The organism is Nostoc sp. ChiQUE01b, from assembly GCF_034531255.1.
GTDB lineage: Bacteria > Cyanobacteriota > Cyanobacteriia > Cyanobacteriales > Nostocaceae > Nostoc.
The window spans coordinates 94029-110962 of record NZ_JAVRBM010000004.1; the positions used below are offsets into that span (position 1 = coordinate 94029).

15 protein-coding genes are annotated in these 16934 nt (G+C 40.6%); 7 read left to right on the forward strand and 8 right to left on the reverse strand.

Features of this window, described 5'->3' with window-relative positions; all coding sequences use genetic code 11:
- Nucleotides 1-120: 120 nt before the first annotated feature.
- Nucleotides 121-420 carry a hypothetical protein gene (locus RMY63_RS04365; RefSeq protein ID WP_322727522.1) on the reverse strand — a complete coding sequence of 100 codons (300 nt, stop codon included), beginning with the start codon at nt 418-420 and terminating at the stop codon, nt 121-123.
- Between the two features lie 732 nt (nt 421-1152).
- Between RMY63_RS04365 and RMY63_RS04370 the strand changes: the two genes are divergently transcribed.
- The 5 genes from RMY63_RS04370 (at nt 1153) to tnpA (ending at nt 4696) form a co-directional block, all read left to right on the forward strand.
- On the forward strand, nt 1153-1605 hold the full coding sequence (locus tag RMY63_RS04370) for a hypothetical protein (protein WP_322727523.1): 453 nt from the start codon (nt 1153-1155) through the stop codon (nt 1603-1605).
- A gap of 32 nt (nt 1606-1637) precedes the next feature.
- Nucleotides 1638-2096 carry a hypothetical protein gene (locus RMY63_RS04375; protein ID WP_322727524.1) on the forward strand — a complete coding sequence of 153 codons (459 nt, stop codon included), beginning with the start codon at nt 1638-1640 and terminating at the stop codon, nt 2094-2096.
- 286 nt (nt 2097-2382) lie between these two features.
- A complete protein-coding gene (locus RMY63_RS04380) occupies nt 2383-2967 on the forward strand; it encodes a hypothetical protein (RefSeq protein WP_322727525.1) in 585 nt (194 codons plus the stop codon).
- Nucleotides 2876-4159, forward strand: a complete 1284-nt coding sequence (locus tag RMY63_RS04385; RefSeq protein WP_322727526.1) for a type IIL restriction-modification enzyme MmeI — start codon at nt 2876-2878, stop codon at nt 4157-4159. The genes RMY63_RS04380 and RMY63_RS04385 overlap by 92 nt, the downstream gene beginning before the upstream one ends.
- Nucleotides 4160-4285: 126 nt before the next feature.
- Entirely contained in the window at nt 4286-4696 is a 411-nt protein-coding gene (gene tnpA / locus RMY63_RS04390; RefSeq protein WP_322727527.1) for an IS200/IS605 family transposase, read from the forward strand.
- A 260-nt stretch (nt 4697-4956) separates the two neighbouring features.
- Here the strand turns inward: tnpA and RMY63_RS04395 are convergent, their stop codons facing one another.
- Nucleotides 4957-5196, reverse strand: a complete 240-nt coding sequence (locus RMY63_RS04395) for an ImmA/IrrE family metallo-endopeptidase (protein ID WP_322727622.1) — start codon at nt 5194-5196, stop codon at nt 4957-4959.
- A 341-nt stretch (nt 5197-5537) separates the two neighbouring features.
- Nucleotides 5538-5915, reverse strand: a complete 378-nt coding sequence (locus RMY63_RS04400) for a HigA family addiction module antitoxin (RefSeq protein WP_322727528.1) — start codon at nt 5913-5915, stop codon at nt 5538-5540.
- A gap of 645 nt (nt 5916-6560) precedes the next feature.
- On the opposite strand from RMY63_RS04400, the gene RMY63_RS04405 reads away from it, so the two are divergent.
- Nucleotides 6561-7184, forward strand: coding sequence for a 4Fe-4S single cluster domain-containing protein (locus RMY63_RS04405; protein WP_322727529.1), 624 nt, complete (start codon nt 6561-6563; stop codon nt 7182-7184).
- Here the strand turns inward: RMY63_RS04405 and RMY63_RS04410 are convergent.
- Entirely contained in the window at nt 7181-7417 is a 237-nt protein-coding gene (locus tag RMY63_RS04410; RefSeq protein ID WP_322727530.1) for a hypothetical protein, read from the reverse strand. The genes RMY63_RS04405 and RMY63_RS04410 overlap by 4 nt on opposite strands.
- Nucleotides 7418-7527: 110 nt before the next feature.
- On the opposite strand from RMY63_RS04410, the gene RMY63_RS04415 reads away from it, so the two are divergent.
- Nucleotides 7528-8325, forward strand: coding sequence for a Uma2 family endonuclease (locus RMY63_RS04415; protein WP_322727531.1), 798 nt, complete (start codon nt 7528-7530; stop codon nt 8323-8325).
- Between the two features lie 191 nt (nt 8326-8516).
- On the opposite strand, the gene RMY63_RS04420 is transcribed toward RMY63_RS04415, so the two are convergent.
- The 4 genes from RMY63_RS04420 to RMY63_RS04435 all read right to left on the reverse strand — a co-directional run bounded on the left by RMY63_RS04420 (nt 8517) and on the right by RMY63_RS04435 (nt 16548).
- Nucleotides 8517-10664 (reverse strand): hypothetical protein, encoded by a 2148-nt coding sequence (locus RMY63_RS04420; protein ID WP_322727532.1) that lies wholly within the window; start codon nt 10662-10664, stop codon nt 8517-8519.
- 427 nt (nt 10665-11091) lie between these two features.
- On the reverse strand, nt 11092-13128 hold the full coding sequence (ligA, locus tag RMY63_RS04425) for an NAD-dependent DNA ligase LigA (protein WP_322727533.1): 2037 nt from the start codon (nt 13126-13128) through the stop codon (nt 11092-11094).
- 392 nt (nt 13129-13520) lie between these two features.
- Complete coding sequence (gene glgB, locus RMY63_RS04430; RefSeq protein WP_322727534.1) at nt 13521-15812, reverse strand: 1,4-alpha-glucan branching enzyme; 2292 nt, start codon at nt 15810-15812, stop codon at nt 13521-13523.
- A gap of 403 nt (nt 15813-16215) precedes the next feature.
- Nucleotides 16216-16548 carry a hypothetical protein gene (locus RMY63_RS04435; RefSeq protein ID WP_322727623.1) on the reverse strand — a complete coding sequence of 111 codons (333 nt, stop codon included), beginning with the start codon at nt 16546-16548 and terminating at the stop codon, nt 16216-16218.
- Nucleotides 16549-16934 lie beyond the last annotated feature (386 nt).

Below are 16934 nucleotides of genomic sequence, written 5' to 3' on the forward strand. Positions count from 1 at the left end.
TTCTTCACAAAAAATACTGATTTATTTCAACCTTCCATTACCCAGCATGGCTTTTGACACTTTAGTATTAGGAAGATGACATTCCTTTCAACCCTCTTAAGTAACTTTTAGACAGGATAGTTATTGAACATCAATTCGATCTAACGTGGATTGCTGACGAGTAATAGAAGCTTGCTGTTGAGCGTTGAGGTCATCTTTCTGTTTTTGTTTCACTAAAATTTTAGTAATTTTTGTGACTTTCTCTTCAATTACCTGTTGAGTTCCTTCATTAGTCAACATCCGAGTATCTAAAGCACAGTAAAAATTTAGTTGATTTACTTTCCAAAGTTCACCTTTTTGCTCACCTGACAACCAAGCAAGCTGGAAATAACCCAGACAGCGGCATTGGAGCAGGCTATTAAGGAATGGTTGAAAAAACATGAGTCTACGTCTAGTGACAAATAGAGTCAGTTAAAAGCAATAGACGTTTTATTTGGGTTAACTAATTCTTGGTAATGGCGGCTATATCCTGGAACCCTTTTGGTTCCGGTAATTCCTATCAAAATCCTCAATAGATGGTGCAGTGCGATCGCAATTTCTCATCAAATCTAACTACCGCAATCACACTTAGGTCTGACTATATGAGTTTTAATTTATATCAATCTCAGTATTAGCACTAATGCTCTTTTCGAGGTGTATTGCTAAATTTTAAACATAAAAATTGGTATAGTTTCTCACTTTGACAGCCATAATTATGGATAGTCTTGACGAGTGTAATATATCAATATTTTGATTAAATAGACTCAAATAGTTTAAAAAATGCAACATAAACCTATTTTAGCTAAATATTTAAAAATACATTCATTTTGAGTTATTAAATTTAAAAATATATTCAAATATATTTTTAAATTGTAAATTTTTATACTCAATTAAAATATCTGGATTTGTAACTGTAAGCGATCGCTTCACAGGTAATTTTTCATGCAAAAAATGGCTTCTCTGTGGTTGGTGTAGGGATTTCAGCGTGCAAAGGATTCTAGAGGATGAGTGTTGTTACTGGGCAAATTGTGCGGGTGCGATCGCGGCAGTATCTTGTAGAAAATGTAGTGGCTAAACCTTCTGTAAAGGAAGACTTCCATTGAAGCTTTTGCACGCACTTTGAAAGTTCATCGGGTGGCAATTGAAAAGCAATCTATTAGCCCTTCGGCTTCTCTAAGAGACGCTACGCGAACGCTCAGGGCTAACCGTTCTGGAAACGCCATCGAGAATTTACCATTGCTGTTAGAACCTCCTGGCGCTGATGATGAACGCGCTGAACTAACGGAAGAAGAAGTACAAGCAGAAGAAGATACTCAGGTAACGGTGGCTACTGCACAGGCTGCTAGCTTTGGCTTAAGCTGCCGGGAATTGGAAATTTTAGAAGAAATGACCGATGTAGCGAACCAAACTAGATATCAAGCAGACCCACGAGTTGAAAAATTAGTGGTATGGATTAAACAAAATCTCTGTACTAATTTGGGTAAAGCGAATGCTGCTTGGTTAGAGAAGCGAGTAATTATCTTTACCGAATATACAGATACCAAACGCTACCTACAGCGAGGGGACGCAAGAAACTACAACCTTTAAACGAAGGCGAGAAAGACAACGTACTGGCTTTATTGGAAGATTCTTTAGCTTCTCCTCGTTTGCAAAAAGCATCCCAGACGATTAAAGAACTGCTGAAACAGAATGCTGCCCAAGATATTAATGATTTGATCCCCCATTTGAAACGCCGTGCCAATGTTTTGGCTCAAAGGGCTGAGAAAAATTTAAACGAACGGGGCAAAAAAGAAGCTGTGGAGATGAAAAAAATTCTCGAACAGCAGCAGCAGCGTATTAGCCAACGCAAGCAGGAAATTGAAAATACCAAACCTATTCAGCTATCGATTCCGTTTGAAGAGTTTCCTGTCGAGGAAAAACGGCAGTTAGAAGCAGACCGCCGCCACTGGGAGAAGCGATTGAAAGCACTGGCTGAAGAAATTAATTCAGAACCTGCCCGAATTGAAGCTTCTTACGAAGTTAGGGCGGTGCGAGTTGAACCTGTGGGATTGATTTATTTGTGGCCAGTTTCGGGTTAACAAGCAATTCCCTGGCTCATAGCCCCAAAACTGCCAGGGAATTACATTCCCTGTCTAACAGCGAAAGTCCTCTACAAGAGGACTATGTAAACGGTTCGAGTCGGATTTATCCGACTTCTGCTATTAGTCAGGGGTTTATAACCCCTGGCTGTCTGGCTGTCTCGCTAGCTGGCGGGGAAATTCGCAATTAACTACTAAATAACTGGCGGGAAAATTCACAACTAAGTAATTACTAACTGACTGATGGGCAAAATAACAACGACACCTAAAAACAAATGAGGCGGTCGTGGTTAAGGATAGAGAAATTCAAGCGCATAAGGAATGGTTGGGCTTTCTTCAGCCGATGGGGTTGGTAGTGTCGCCAACGGCGTTAAATAATGCCCAAATGTCGGTAAATCGCAACGTTGTTGAGTTACAGCAACGGTTAAGCGAAATAGTAAGCCGAGATTCCTCCGATGACAGTAGCAACTACACCTGCGTAATTTCTGATTTTTCCACCTTCACAGTTGAAATTCTGGGTTGGCAACCAACAGATTTAGTCGAGAGTCCAGAGGATTTGGCGGTATCGCTACCAGAATACAGTGAAACCTTACAACCAACCTATGCTGTACCCAACCCTGATAACGGTGGTTGGTTAATGCTGGTACAGATCATTTCCTCTGCTACTGATCTTGATAGAGTCAGTGAGAATATCAAATCTACACGATGGCACGCCAGCCCCCAGGCGAAGTTTGAGCGACTGTTGCGGGAGAAGGAAATTCCTGTAGGTATTTTGTGTAATGGTACAGAATTACGTTTGGTATATGCCCCACGCGCGGTTAAAGTGGCCAGGTTTAGCTGCCGTTGTTGTGAGTGTAGTTTATGTTTTTAATGGTGATTATCAAGGTGTAAAGCTGTTAGATGGGCGTGTAGTTGATTTAATTTCTGCGTTTTTATTTAAGTCAGGTGGAAATCGCAACCCTGCTGTATTGTTAGCGAATACCAATAAAAGTTTTATTGATAGCATTGTGTTAGGTATGGGTTTTACATTTGATGATTCCAATTCTGAAGCTACATCTATTGCAGAAATGCACCGATTGATTGAACAGAATCCTAAAAACCAAGAGCGAATATTTCCTTATATTGGTGGAGAAGAGGTTAACTCTAGTCCGACTCATGCACATGATCGCTATGTAATTAATTTTGGTGAGATCAGTGAGGCTGAAACGCAAGAATATTTGGATTTGTATGCGATAGTCAAAGAAAAAGTTTTTCCAGAACGAAAAAACAAGCCAGGAAGTTATAGTTGTCAGTGGTGGCTGTTTGGACGTAGGAATCAAGAGGGAAATAAAGCTATCACACCTCTTGAACGTGTCTTAGCTATTTCTCGGATAAGTAATGCCTATGGATTTACATTTCTTCCGAAAGGCATGGTTTATAACGAAAAAATCGTCATCTTTGCTTTCCAATCGAATCGAGCTTTTTGTTTATTACAATCACGAATGCATGAGATTTGGACAAGATTTTTCAGTTCAACATTGAAGGATGACCTTCAATATACACCTTCTAACTGCTTTGAAACCTTTCCCTTCCCCGAAAACTGGGAAATCAACCCCACCCTAGAAGCTATAGGCAAAGAATACTACGAATACCGTGCCGCCTTAATGGTTCGCAACAACCAAGGACTCACCGACACCTACAACCGCTTCCACGACCCCGACGAATACGACCCTGAAATCCTCAAACTCCGCGAACTCCACACCGCAATGGATAAAGCCGTCCTCGATGCTTACGGCTGGTCAGATATCCCCACCGACTGCGATTTTATTCTCGACTACGAAGAGGAAGAAGACACAGAAAACAGCAGTGGACGACAAAAGAAAAAACCCTGGCGTTATCGTTGGCGCGAAGAAATCCACGATGAAGTTTTAGCACGCTTGCTTGATTTAAACCAACAACGCGCCGAAGCAGAAATATTAGGCGGTAAAGCTGCGGATAAAAGTGAGAGGAAAGGAGGACAGACGAAAAGAAAGCGTAAAAATGAAAATGAACGGGTAACTATTCCGGGGATGAAGGTAGATTAATTTACAGTAGTTTGCATTTATAAAAAATAGCGATCGCATTTTCTGATATGGGATGATGTGGTTATCTCGACTATCCCAACTATCCCGACAGACAAACCGACAGACTGACAGACCGACAAACCGACTTTGTGGCGACTATATTATCATTTAGTATGGACAACAAAAAATCGTCAACCACTTATCACATCAAATAAAGAACAGCAACTTTATAATTATATTCTTGGCAAGGCACAAGCATTAAATTGTCAAATTCATGCAATTGACGGTATTGAAGACCACATTCATGTAGTTGTTACTATTCCACCAAGTTTGGCAGTTTCGGAATTTGTCAAAAAAATCAAAGGAAGTAGTTCTCATCATCTAAATCATAGTTCTAATACTTCATCTGATAAATTTGCTTGGCAAGAAGGATATGGTGTTTTTTCTCTAGGCTATAAGCAGCTTAAAGATGTAGTTATTTATGTACAAAATCAAAAAAATCATCATTCTCAACTAACCACACATCCTTATTTAGAGCCAAAGAACGCTGAAAACTAAATTATCCAATTTATTGGTGCTGTAAGTGCGAGCAGAATTAAACAATATATCTTAAATATTCACAATTACCAATCCATTTTTAATGGATTTTATCTATTAAACAGGGATTTAAAATCCCTGTCTATCTAATTATCAATTGAGTTTTGGAAAAAGGGGCTAACTTTTACTAGTAACACTCTTAAATTTTTATGAGGAACTAATTTGTCATATTGCAAGTGACCAAGAATTATGCCTGGATGCCTGCTTTGAGTCTGAGCAAATTATTCGATACCTTTACGAGAAAAGACTTTTTTGCTCCTGATAATAAAATCCTTATATGGCTGAGGATGTATTAACCATTCAGCAGCTTTCTGATTCGCTTCTATTTCCTCCTCGTTCTCTTCTAAAGCGTCTAAATTGTCTAAGTAGCTGCCTTTATACCCTAAAACTATATGTGCTAACTCATGCAGGAGAGTAAACCAAAATGAGTCAATTCGGTCATATCTTAATGTCAGTGCAATAACTGGGTTACGCTATAAATAAAAAGCTGCACCATCTAAATAGGTTTTACTCAAATGCGGCACAATTACAAAATGTACACCCAAATCTTCTAGTAATTTAGGAATTAGTACAATATTTTCTACTTTTTCAACACAAGCAAGAATTTCTGGTATGGCATTTTCTAACTTTGTGCGGTTAAAGCTTGTAATTTTTTGTTTTTTAGCTAGATTCTCAACTCATTTTACCCAAGCTATGCGAGAAATATCTTCTGGCTTTCTATGTTCTGAACAACGAAAATTAACACTTAACTTAGGTATTTCATCCAAGGAGTGTATGGAGAAAAAATTGCATATTTGCTGTTCTAGACTATCAATGGAATCTGTTTTTTTATCCACCCATTTTTGATTATTTCAGACATGGGAAGAATTGTATATAATTGACTTTTACGAGTTATAATTTGCTCCTTTCCTTCCTGCTTTTTTTCTTTTCCCGCTAGATGAAGCCGATATTTTACTTCTAAGTTTGTCCAAAACTCAGCAGAAGTACCCAAAGCTTGCGACAATTTGATCGCAGTTTCTGGTGTAATTTGCTTGGTTCCCCGAATAATTTCGTTGATAGTTTGAACTGGACGACCAATAATTTCAGCTAAATCTTTTTGCGTCCAGCCACGCGCTTCTAATTCTCGACTTAAAATTTTTCCAGGTGTTGGTACTCTTGCTGGTGTTAAATTCTGGCTCATATTCTTGTCTCCCCTGCTGTATCGGTTAGTGGTAATCCTCAATATCGATAATGGTCAGGTAATTACCTTGTTCATCTTTATCCACTGTCAAAATCAAGCGCCACTGGTCATTTAAACGTAAGGAACACTGTCCTGCTTTCCCTCATTTTCCTTGGAGTTTCTCAAATCGCAATCCCTTTTGAGCATATAAGTCTCGTTCGTCTACAGCAGCATCAATAATCGCCATTACCTCAAAAAAGTCATCAACCACACCTGGGTATTTATGAGCATCTTTTTCTTCAGTCTAATGAAGAAGGGGAAAGGGTCTTGGGGTTCCCCATATTTAAAAATAGGGGTTTCAAGCATCGAGTCGGCAATTTTTCTCTCTACGAGACGCTGCGCGAACGCACTACGTGGCGGGTTAAATCTTCTTTTAATATTCTCCATGTTTAAAAATACTTGCTCTGTACCGTGTGGGGAAAAGTTTTAACTTTAATTCCTTTACCCCTTCCCCTTTTTGGTAAGTTAAAGCGGACTTTTCCAAACCGCCAAAAGTTTTTCAGAGATTAATCATCAATTAAATCTCCAGTTAGATAACCATTGTCACGGTTATCTAACTGGAGATTCGCTATATTTAACAGTTAACGGCTAAAAGGAGTTAAAGAGATGGAAATTAAACCAACTGACCCATCGCTAGCACTCATGGAAATTCCCCCAGGCTATCTCAATATTATGGGTTACGTCGATCAGTCAGAAGTTAATGGCCCTGGTTGTCGTGCAGTCGTCTGGGTACAAGGTTGTCTGCGTGAATGTCCTGGCTGCTTTAATACTAACTCCTGGTCTTTTGAGGCTAACCAATTGATTGCTGTTGATACTCTTGCCGATAATATTCTCAATAATCCTCGCAACACGGGTGTAACATTCTCTGGTGGAGAACCGTTTTGGCAAGCAACTGCACTGGCATCTTTAGCCCGGAAGGTAAAAGCTGCTGGTTTAAATGTAATGTCTTTTTCTGGGTTCACTCTTAAGCAGCTACAGTCCCAATCCGCGCCGCCCGGTTCCCAAGCATTGTTAGAACAACTCGATATTCTGATTGACGGGCCTTTTGTACAATCTCTGGCAATTAATTCTCCCAATTCTCCAGTTTCTTCTAGTAATCAACGGGTTCGGGTGTTAAACCGGGCTTTCCAAGACCAAATTACTTGGGCTAGCGACCAGATAGAAATCCACATCCTCAAGGATGGTGGCCGCATTGTCACTGGCTATCAAGGTGGGCTGGAATTGACTTAGAAGTAATTTTTAAGTAGCAAATGAGTAGCGCTACTTAACAAAGCGGGAATCGTCACGCTGGAGTGATTAACCAGAGTGTCGCCGCCACTATCAGCAGTATAGCTACAGCCATCCTTGGTTATCTGGTACGCTGCTGATGAACAACAGCTATAGTCTAAATAATTACGCTTGGATTCGGCAGTCACCGTCTGCCGAATTAACTCTCTGGGTATTGGGGATTGGGGATTGGGCAATAATCAATAGTTTTTCTTCCCCTGCTCCCCCTACTCCCCCTGCTCCCCCTACTCCCCCTGCTCCCCCTGCTCCCCAAAGCGATTGATTATTTTTTATTTGGAAGTCCCTTATGGCAACCCAACTCAGCCAAGCCAAATCACCAACAGAACTGCTAATCTCTTGGGAAGCCTTGCCCAAAGATTTTCAATTAGAGGATGAACCAGTGGAGAATACCGGTCAGCCACTTTTGGCTGGTGCTTTGCGTGAAAGCCTAGAAATCAGTGGATTCATCCAACCTCAGATGTTGATAGCTTCAAACTTTGGTCTTTGTGCGACAGTCAACGAGCAATTTATTGCCAAAGCACCAGACTGGGTTTATGTGCCGTCGGTTAATGAAGTGGTAGCTAACCGCAAAAGTTATACACCCAATTTAGAAGGAGATATTCCAGCGATCGCGATCGAATTTTTATCCGATACTGATGGTGGAGAATATTCGGTCAAGCGAACTTATCCACCAGGAAAATGGTTTTTCTACGAGCAAATTTTGCAAATTCCCATCTACATAATTTTTGAACCTTATGGCGGTTTATTAGAATATTATCAACTGGAAAATAAACGCTATGAGTTAAAGCAACCCGACGAAAATGGTCGTCATTGGATTGATGTAATGGGCTTATTTTTAAAAACTTGGCAAGGAACAAAAGAAGCGCGAACTGGTTATTGGTTGCGCTGGTGGGATCGAAATGATAATTTGTTACCGTGGGCTGTAGAACAGATTGAACAAGAACGCCAACGCGCCGAACAAGAACGCCAACGCGCCGAACAAGAACGCCAACGCGCCGAACAAGAACGTCAGCAAAAAGAACGACTGATTGCTTACTTACAATCTCAGGGTATTGACCCGAATAACTTGCCCCTATTTGAGTAGAGGCAATTTCAAAGTCCCTCTCCCAAGCTTGGGAGAGAGATTTAGGGTGAGGGTTTTTTATTCATGCAATAAGTCTAATCATCCGATTTTGCAAAACAAACTAGTTTGCTATATCAATGCTGAATCATGAGTGAGAAACAAGATCCCTGACTTCTTTAAAAATTCAGGAATCTGCGGCTTATAAATACTCATCACTCTGGAAATATCTTTTTTAGTTCAGAAATAATATCATAGTTGCTTATTTTCCAATCTTCCCATGCATTTTGAATAGCTTCTTTTTGTTCTTGAGTTAACTGCCAAGAAAGTGGAGGATTAATTTTAACACGAGGAAATTTAATGGGAATATGCATAATTTCTATTCCTTTCTGGCAAGATTTCTCTTTCAAGAATTGCTGCACTTTTTCCTGATCATCATGCTTATAGCCACATTTATACTTGTCTGTCAAAAGTTCAATATTTAATGTATTGCCTTCGTTCTGTGTATCACTACGAACATTTAATAAAGCGAGCAATGAACCAATGACTTCCATCTGCCATCCGGGAGCACCTTTTTCTTCTTGGCAATTCTCATCATCAGGAAAAGCATTTATTTGGATTAAAATAACTTTTTTGATTTTGTGAGATTGCTCAGATTCTAATAGTTTATCAAGTAAATCTATGCTAGTACCAACACCAAAGTTGTCGAAGTAACCACCATCACCTATATGATAATTCCATCTAGTGTCTTGACTAGGACGACACACAGGAGATACATAAGGAAAAGTGGCAGATAATCTAGCGGCTGTCGTCACATCAATATCATATTCTGGATAAAGGGTATTAAAATCTATAGATTTGCAATCCTTATGCGGACTAAAAGTCATTGGACTAACTAAAAAACGCCGTCCATCTTCAACTAAAGTTGCATTAAAAATAGGAATAGGAATAATTCCTTGGTCAATTTTATCGCTCCAGCTACCTAAACTTGCATTGGGATTTTTCATTTCCCCTTTCCAATCTATTTCGATAGCAGTACCACGGTCTTGCTCAGTTGTAGTATCTTTATCTTTCTCTTTTGGTAAGACAAAAGGTAAACCAATAAAACGAAGTAAATCTGGATAAGCGAATCCCCAGCCTGTAGCATCCAAACTGTCTTCTGTAGCGCTTTTAAAAATCTGTTTTAATTGATTTTCTTCTGGATAACCCCGATCTCCAAATCTATCCAAATAAAACATTGTTCCGATAGAACCACCAGAAACTGAGCTTATCCAACCAATAGCTTTGGTAAATTTAGATCCAAGTTCTTGCTGTAAACCAGTCAAAACTTTAGCTGTCCATCCAGATGCTTGAATACCTCCACCACTAGCACAAACTACTACTAAAGTTTTATCTTCAGTTTGTTGATTTTTCAGACGTTGAAAGATAACATTAATCCACTTTTCTTTTGTTGGTTTTAACCAGTTATTTTTTAAATATATTTTGTAAAAATGGTCTACCTGAAAAATAGCATAAGAAACAGATGACATTGCTACGAATAATAGCAATGTGGGAATGCGAGACACATCAACAAAGTAAGAAATTCCTCCTATCCACACTACAATAACTGACAAAATGAGAGTAATGTAAAAAAGAGCAGGAGCTTCAAATCTATTACTAATTGGGCGAGGTTTAAAGATAAAATAACCTAACCCATAAACAATTAGTAGAAAAAGTGAAAATACTGCTATTGCAGCAATTCCGTAAGATAAATTACCATTTACATCTACATAACCCCTTTGTATTCTTTCTGGTAAAAAAGAAATTATTCTCAATAAAATCTGTTTTAAAAACTCATTGTGTTCAAAAAAATGCTTGTTAAAGTAATTTGTTATTAGCAATAAAGCTCCTGCAATAATGCCAAATATAATTCCCCAACCTTCCCAGCTACGATCTGCTTCTTCTATTTCTTTTTTAGAAAGCTGAATCGCCTTTATGGCAATCGGAAGACTTAAGATAATAGCGATTAAATATTGGAGCCATTCTGGAATTTTTTGCTGCTGAGGTACATCAAAACGAAAATGGGAATTATACAAGATGATATCAAAAACTTGTATTGTAGCCAGTCCTGCTAAAACTGCACCTCCAATAACTACAACCAACTGATTATTAGCGCGAAGTACAAATAAGTTTTTCAACATTGCTGATAAACCAGTATTCACTGAAATTGTTGGCAAGAATAACAGCAATAAACCAACAATTATAGGTACTCGCAAAAAGAAAATATATTGCAATACACCGTAGAAATTTTGTAGCATTAAAGTTAGGAATGCTAGTCCCAACCACAAGACAATACCGTTAAAAACCTGTTGTCTTTTGTTCATAACAAATCTCTGTAAATATACAAAAATTTAATTGTTTTTGTTCATATTGGCTTATATCTTGCACCCACCTTTAGATAAATGAGATTGAAGAAAAATTCAGGAGCAAAGCAAGGAAAGCTCCGCCAAAAAGTCAGAATCAAGACGCTTGTGGACTCGCTCTAGGAGCAAGATATAAGCCAATAGAGTTTGATACACAAGAACATATCAAGATTCCGCAAAAGTGATTATGAAGTTATATTTAGTTAAGTATTAATAAGTGCTAGATATGTATTAATACCAGATAAAAAATATAAAGCATAAGCAGATTTTATCACCCAAGTAAATAATGCAGGTTGGAGCGATTATGCTTTTAGGCTGATTGATTGGTCTGGGTTAATCGCCTGGATTCGTTCGCTAAATATGTAGCTTTCCAGGCGTTTACCTTCTTTCAACTTTCAACCATCTCTAACAACTGCGCCTCACTTAACTGCGTAATTCCCAAAGAAACTGCTTTTTCTAACTTGGAACCAGCATCTTCTCCTAACACTAAATAATCTGTCTTTTTACTCACTGAATCAGTCACTTTTCCCCCAGCTTTTTGAATCAAAGCCTTCACTTCATCTCGCTTTAAGGTTGGCAATGTTCCGGTAATTACAAAATTTTTCCCTGCGAACTTTTGATTACCATCCCCAACTATTTTTGTTTCCTCTGTAGCAGTTAATTGCAATCCTTCTGCTTGTAAGCGTTCTATCAACTTTTGGTTAGCGTCAATCCGAAACCATTGGTATGCTGATTGGGCAATTTCAGCACCAATACCGTAAATGCCTTCAATATCTGATTGCTTTGCTGTAGCTAACTGGTCTACAGTGAAATATTTCTGAGTCAACAATTGAGCATTGACACTGCCAACGTGACGGATGCCTAAACCATACAATACTCTTGACCAAGGTTGATTTTTTGATTGAGCGATCGCATCGATCAATTTCTCTGCCGACTTTTTCCCCATCCTTTCCAATTCAGATAATTTCTCTGCTGTCAACTCATATAAATCAGCAACGGAATGCACCAAACCTTTATCAACGAGTTGATATACCAACTTTTCGCCCATACCTTTAATATCCAAGGCATCACGACTTACCCAATGTTCAATGGAACCTTTGAGAATCGCCGCACAGGAAGCATTGACGCACCGAGTCACTGCCTCACCTGATTCTCGCACCACCAGTTGACCGCAGACTGGGCAATGAGTAGGCATAACGAAGGGTTCGGTGTCAGTGGGACGGAGTTCTTTGATTACCCTCAGTACTTCTGGAATGATTTCCCCAGCTTTGCGGACAATCACAGTATCGCCAATGCGGATATCTAATTGAGTAATGCGATCGCTATTATGTAAAGTGGCGCGGGAAACTGTTGTTCCCGCCAGTTGCACCGGGCGCATCTCTGCTAACGGCGTTAACGCCCCCGTTCTACCAACATTTACAGCAATATTTTCCACACGGGTAGGTGCTTCTTCAGCGGGGTATTTCAAAGCGATGGCCCAGCGGGGAAATTTCTGCGTAAACCCTAGCTGTTCCTGAAGTTTAAAAGAATTTAGCTTCACCACTACCCCATCAGTCATGTAAGGTAAATTCAGCCGTTCCGTGTCCCAATATTCATAATATTTTGTCACTTCTGCGATCGAAGCACAGAGTTTATGGTTGGGGTTGACGCGAAAACCCATCTTTTCCAACAACTCCAACGCTTCCCATTGGGTATTAGCAATACTGGTGTCATCTCTACCAGGAATGTGCAGGGTGTAGCCAAAGAAATCTAATCGGCGTTTAGCGACAATGCGGGAGTCTAGTTGCCTGAGTGTACCAGCTGCGGCATTACGGGGATTGGCAAATAATTGCTCACTTGCTTTTTGCCTTTCCTCGTTGATTTGTTTAAATACTTCCAACGGCAAAAACGCCTCACCTCGGACTTCCACCCTTTCTAGAATTTCTAACCCTTCAAAATTCAAACGTAAGGGAATTGAGCGAATTGTCCGCACATTTTGGGTAATATCTTCACCCGTTACCCCATCACCCCTAGTTGTCCCTCTAACTAGAATGCCATTTTGGTAAGTAAGAGCCAAAGCAGAACCATCAATTTTAAGTTCACTGACGTATTCCACTGAATCTATTTTTGGTACTTGTCGCCGCCAACGCTGATCCCATGCTTGCAACTCACCAATGTTGAAGGCATTTTCCAGACTGTACAAGGGGATATTGTGCCGCACCGAGGTAAACTGTATTGCCGGTCTTTCACCCACGCGCTGAGTCGGACTATCGGGTGCTGTCAATTCTGGATATTGAGTTTCTAGTTGTTGCAATTCTCGATATAGCTGGTCATAGACTGCATCCTCCATGATTGGAGCATCTAGAACGTAATAAGCGAAGCTTGCTTGTTGCAATAACTGGCGCAATTCTTCTGTGCGCTTTACTTCCGGCTTAATCTGTGTCATTAGAATTATTATAAAATATTTAGGATTAGGGCTAACAAACCATACATTTGTACTATACAAAATTTTGGCTTTTGAGTTATATCAAAAGCTAAATAAGTTTTACCAAATCCCCGCTACCTAATACTTGCATAGGGCGATCGCATCGTAAACTTCAGTAGTATGCTTCCCCTGAGTACTAAGTATAATTCCACTGGTAAAAAATGTAGAGCGATCGCGAGTCAATCAAGTTCCAATCTACTGTAAAAAAATGTAGAGACGTAGCACTGCTAGGTCTCTACAAGGGTTATGAATAATGTATATTTAATTTGACCAGAGTCTATTAGAGAACTGGGTTGAGTATCCGTGAATAGGCGAGATTATCTGTAGAGTGGGGCATCACCCCACCCAAATTGTTATCCAATTACCTCAGCAGTCTTCTTCTTATCCAACTTCAAAATCAACACACCCAAAGGTGGTAAACATAAATCCAGAGAATAAGGACGACTGTGCAAAGACCAATCATCTGTCCATTTACCACCTAAGTTGCCCATATTGCTGCCGCCATACTGACGCGCATCACTATTGAACAACTCGGTATAAAATCCCTTTTGCGGCACACCGATGCGGTAGTGAGAATGGGGCTGTGGTGTAAAATTGCAAACGACGATCGCAAAATCATCAGAATCCTTATCACGACGCATGAAGGAAACTACACTATGACGGTTATCGCTACAATCAATCCACTCAAACCCAGGTTCAGCAAAATCCTGGGTATACAAGACTGGTTCAGAACGGTAGAGATGGTTCAATTCCCGGAAAAACGTTTTTAATTGTTGATGGGCTTCATGCTGCAATAAATGCCACTCTAAATCTGCCCAATCATTCCACTCACTCCACTGCCCAAACTCCATGCTCATAAACATGGTTTTTTTACCTGGGTGAGCAAACATATAGCTAAATAAACATCGCACATTAGCTAACTTCTGCCATGTATCCCCTGGCATTTTACCGATGATATTGCTCTTACCATGCACCACTTCATCGTGAGACAGGGCCAGCATAAAGTTTTCGCTGTGGTTGTACCACATACTAAAGGTGATGTTGTTTTGATGGAACTGGCGGAACCAAGGGTCCATGCTGAAGTAGTCCAGCATATCGTGCATCCAGCCCATATTCCACTTCAAGTTAAAGCCCAGTCCGCCTGTGTAGGTGGGCCAAGATACCATTGGCCAGGAAGTAGATTCTTCAGCAATTGAGAGAATGCCAGGGAAATAGCTAAAGATAATGTGATTTACCTGACGCAGAAAATCTGCTGCTTCTAGGTTTTCTCTGCCACCGTATTGGTTAGGCAGCCATTCTCCTGGTTCGCGGCAATAATCGTTATAAAGCATTGAGGCAACAGCATCGACACGAATCCCGTCAATGTGGTACTTGTCGAACCAGAAGAGAGCATTGGCTGCTAAGAAATTACTGACTTCATGGCGACCGTAATTGAACACTAAAGTACCCCATCCTTTGTGTTCGCCTTTACGGGGGTCAGCGTGTTCGTACAGGTGGCTACCATCAAAGAAAGCTAAACCATGTCCATCTTTGGGGAAGTGACCAGGAACCCAATCTACAATTACCCCTATATCATTTTCGTGACATTTGTCAATAAAATACATGAAATCTTCGGGTCTGCCAAAACGCGAGGTGGGGGCATAGTAACCAGTTACTTGATAACCCCAGGAACCATCAAAGGGATGCTCCGCAATTGGCAGCATTTCTATGTGGGTGTATCCTAATTCTTTGACATAAGGAATGAGTCGGTCAGCTAGTTCTCGGTAGGTAAGGAAGCGTGCGCCCGGCTTTAATCCAGAAACGACAACTACTGGTTCAGTTTCACCATTGGGAAGTTTAGCTGGTTCTGCGCTCGAAGCGTGTAACCAAGAGCCTAAATGTACTTCGTAGACTGAGACAGGGTGGTTAAGGGGTTCAGTGCGACGCCGCTTTTCCATCCAGTTTTCATCACTCCAACTATAAGCATCTAAATCAGTGACAATGGATGCCGTTTTCGGGCGAACTTCTTGCTGGAAACCGTAGGGATCGGATTTTTCGTAAATGTGTCCTTCAAAATTTTTGATTTCATATTTGTAATGCTCTCCCACACCGATTTCAGGAATAAATAATTCCCAAATTCCAGTGCGGCCTTTACGCATCTGGTGTTTGCGCCCATCCCAGAGATTAAAATCTCCCAACAATGAAACATTACGAGCGTTAGGTGCCCAAACAGCAAAATAAACGCCTTTAACGCCATCTATTTCCGTGGGGTGCGCTCCCAGTTTTTCATATATCCGGTGATGGTTGCCTTCACCAAACAAATGCAAGTCAAAGTCTGTCAAGTTGGGAGAACGGAAAGCGTAAGGGTCATAGGTGACACGCTCATGTTCTCCTTCTTTAATTCGTAACTGGTAGTTTGCCAGTTCGGCAGTTTCAATGGTGCATTCAAAAAAGTGAGGATCGTGCACCGTTTGCATTGGGTATTCCTTGCGTTGTTCAGGAAGAACGACCCACGCTGCACTTGCATTTGGTAGGTAGGCCCGCACAGCCCAGACAGTTTTGCCGTCTTGCTCTATGGGATGAGAACCTAGTATTTCAAAGGGATCGTTATGCTGATTCCAAACGATACTGTTAACCTGTTCAGGGGCGATCGTGGTCATGGACATGAAGCTACCAACGTGATTGACTAAATCTACTTTTTTAATATCTATATATATTCTTTACATTTATTTGCAATTTTGTCGCCACCGTTATCCTACATCAGAATCGGGAATGGGGAATGGGGAATGGGGAATGGGGAATGGGGAAAACAGTTCCGAGTTCCGAGTTCCGAGTGCTGAGTAAAGAAGTGAGATTCCCCACTCAGCACTCAGCACTCCTGAAGGGCATTGAGCATTGAGCAAAACAGTTCCGAGTTCCGAGTGCTGAGTAAAGAAGTGAGATTCCCCACTCAGCACGGGCTAAACGCCCCGCTTCCGCTAACAGCACTCAGCACTCAGCACTCCTGAAGGGCATTGGGCAGAGGATGAATGACAAATGACTAATGACAAATGACTAATGACGAATTTCTCAAAAATTTAAAAATGGGAAAAACTGCAATAATGTTTTACGTAAGCGAAGCAAGAAAATCTGTTCTCGAATTTTGGGGTCTAGCTTTGGTGGCGGGGCAAGTTGGAGCTGCGCTTGTAATTGAATATATTCGGCAGCTGTTAGGGATTTTCCATCAATAGGCGATCGCGCTTCTATAATAATCTTTGTCCGTAATATTTCTTCTGGTGTATCCTCTAGTGGCGGTAATGCTATTGCTGCCGATCTCCAATAGTTACTTAAGGCAATAAATGTTGCAGTAATTACAATTGATGCCAGTAATTTTATAGACTTTCTCGTTTTAACACTCCTCATTTCCTGAACTACGTTCACAACGCAGGATGAAAATCTGTTTTTCCATGCCCAATGCCCTTCAGGAGTGCTGAGTGCTGAGTGCTGTTAGCGGAAGCGGGGCGTTTAGCCCGTGCTGAGTGGGGAATCTCACTTCTTTACTCAGCACTCGGAACTCGGAACTCGGAACTGTTTTGTCCAATGCCCAATGCCCAAATTTTCCCAATAAAAATCTGGCAATATCAAGGGAGATGCCAGGTCTTTCCTGATACGGAATAGACTACAGGAATGCTCAAGAGCAATTGCCAGCGATCGCGATAAATTATTTTACCCTCTCAAAACTCAGTAGTATAAGTAATTTAAAATGCCAAATGAGGGAAGTATCTGCCTACAAAATAGCTTAGATTCAC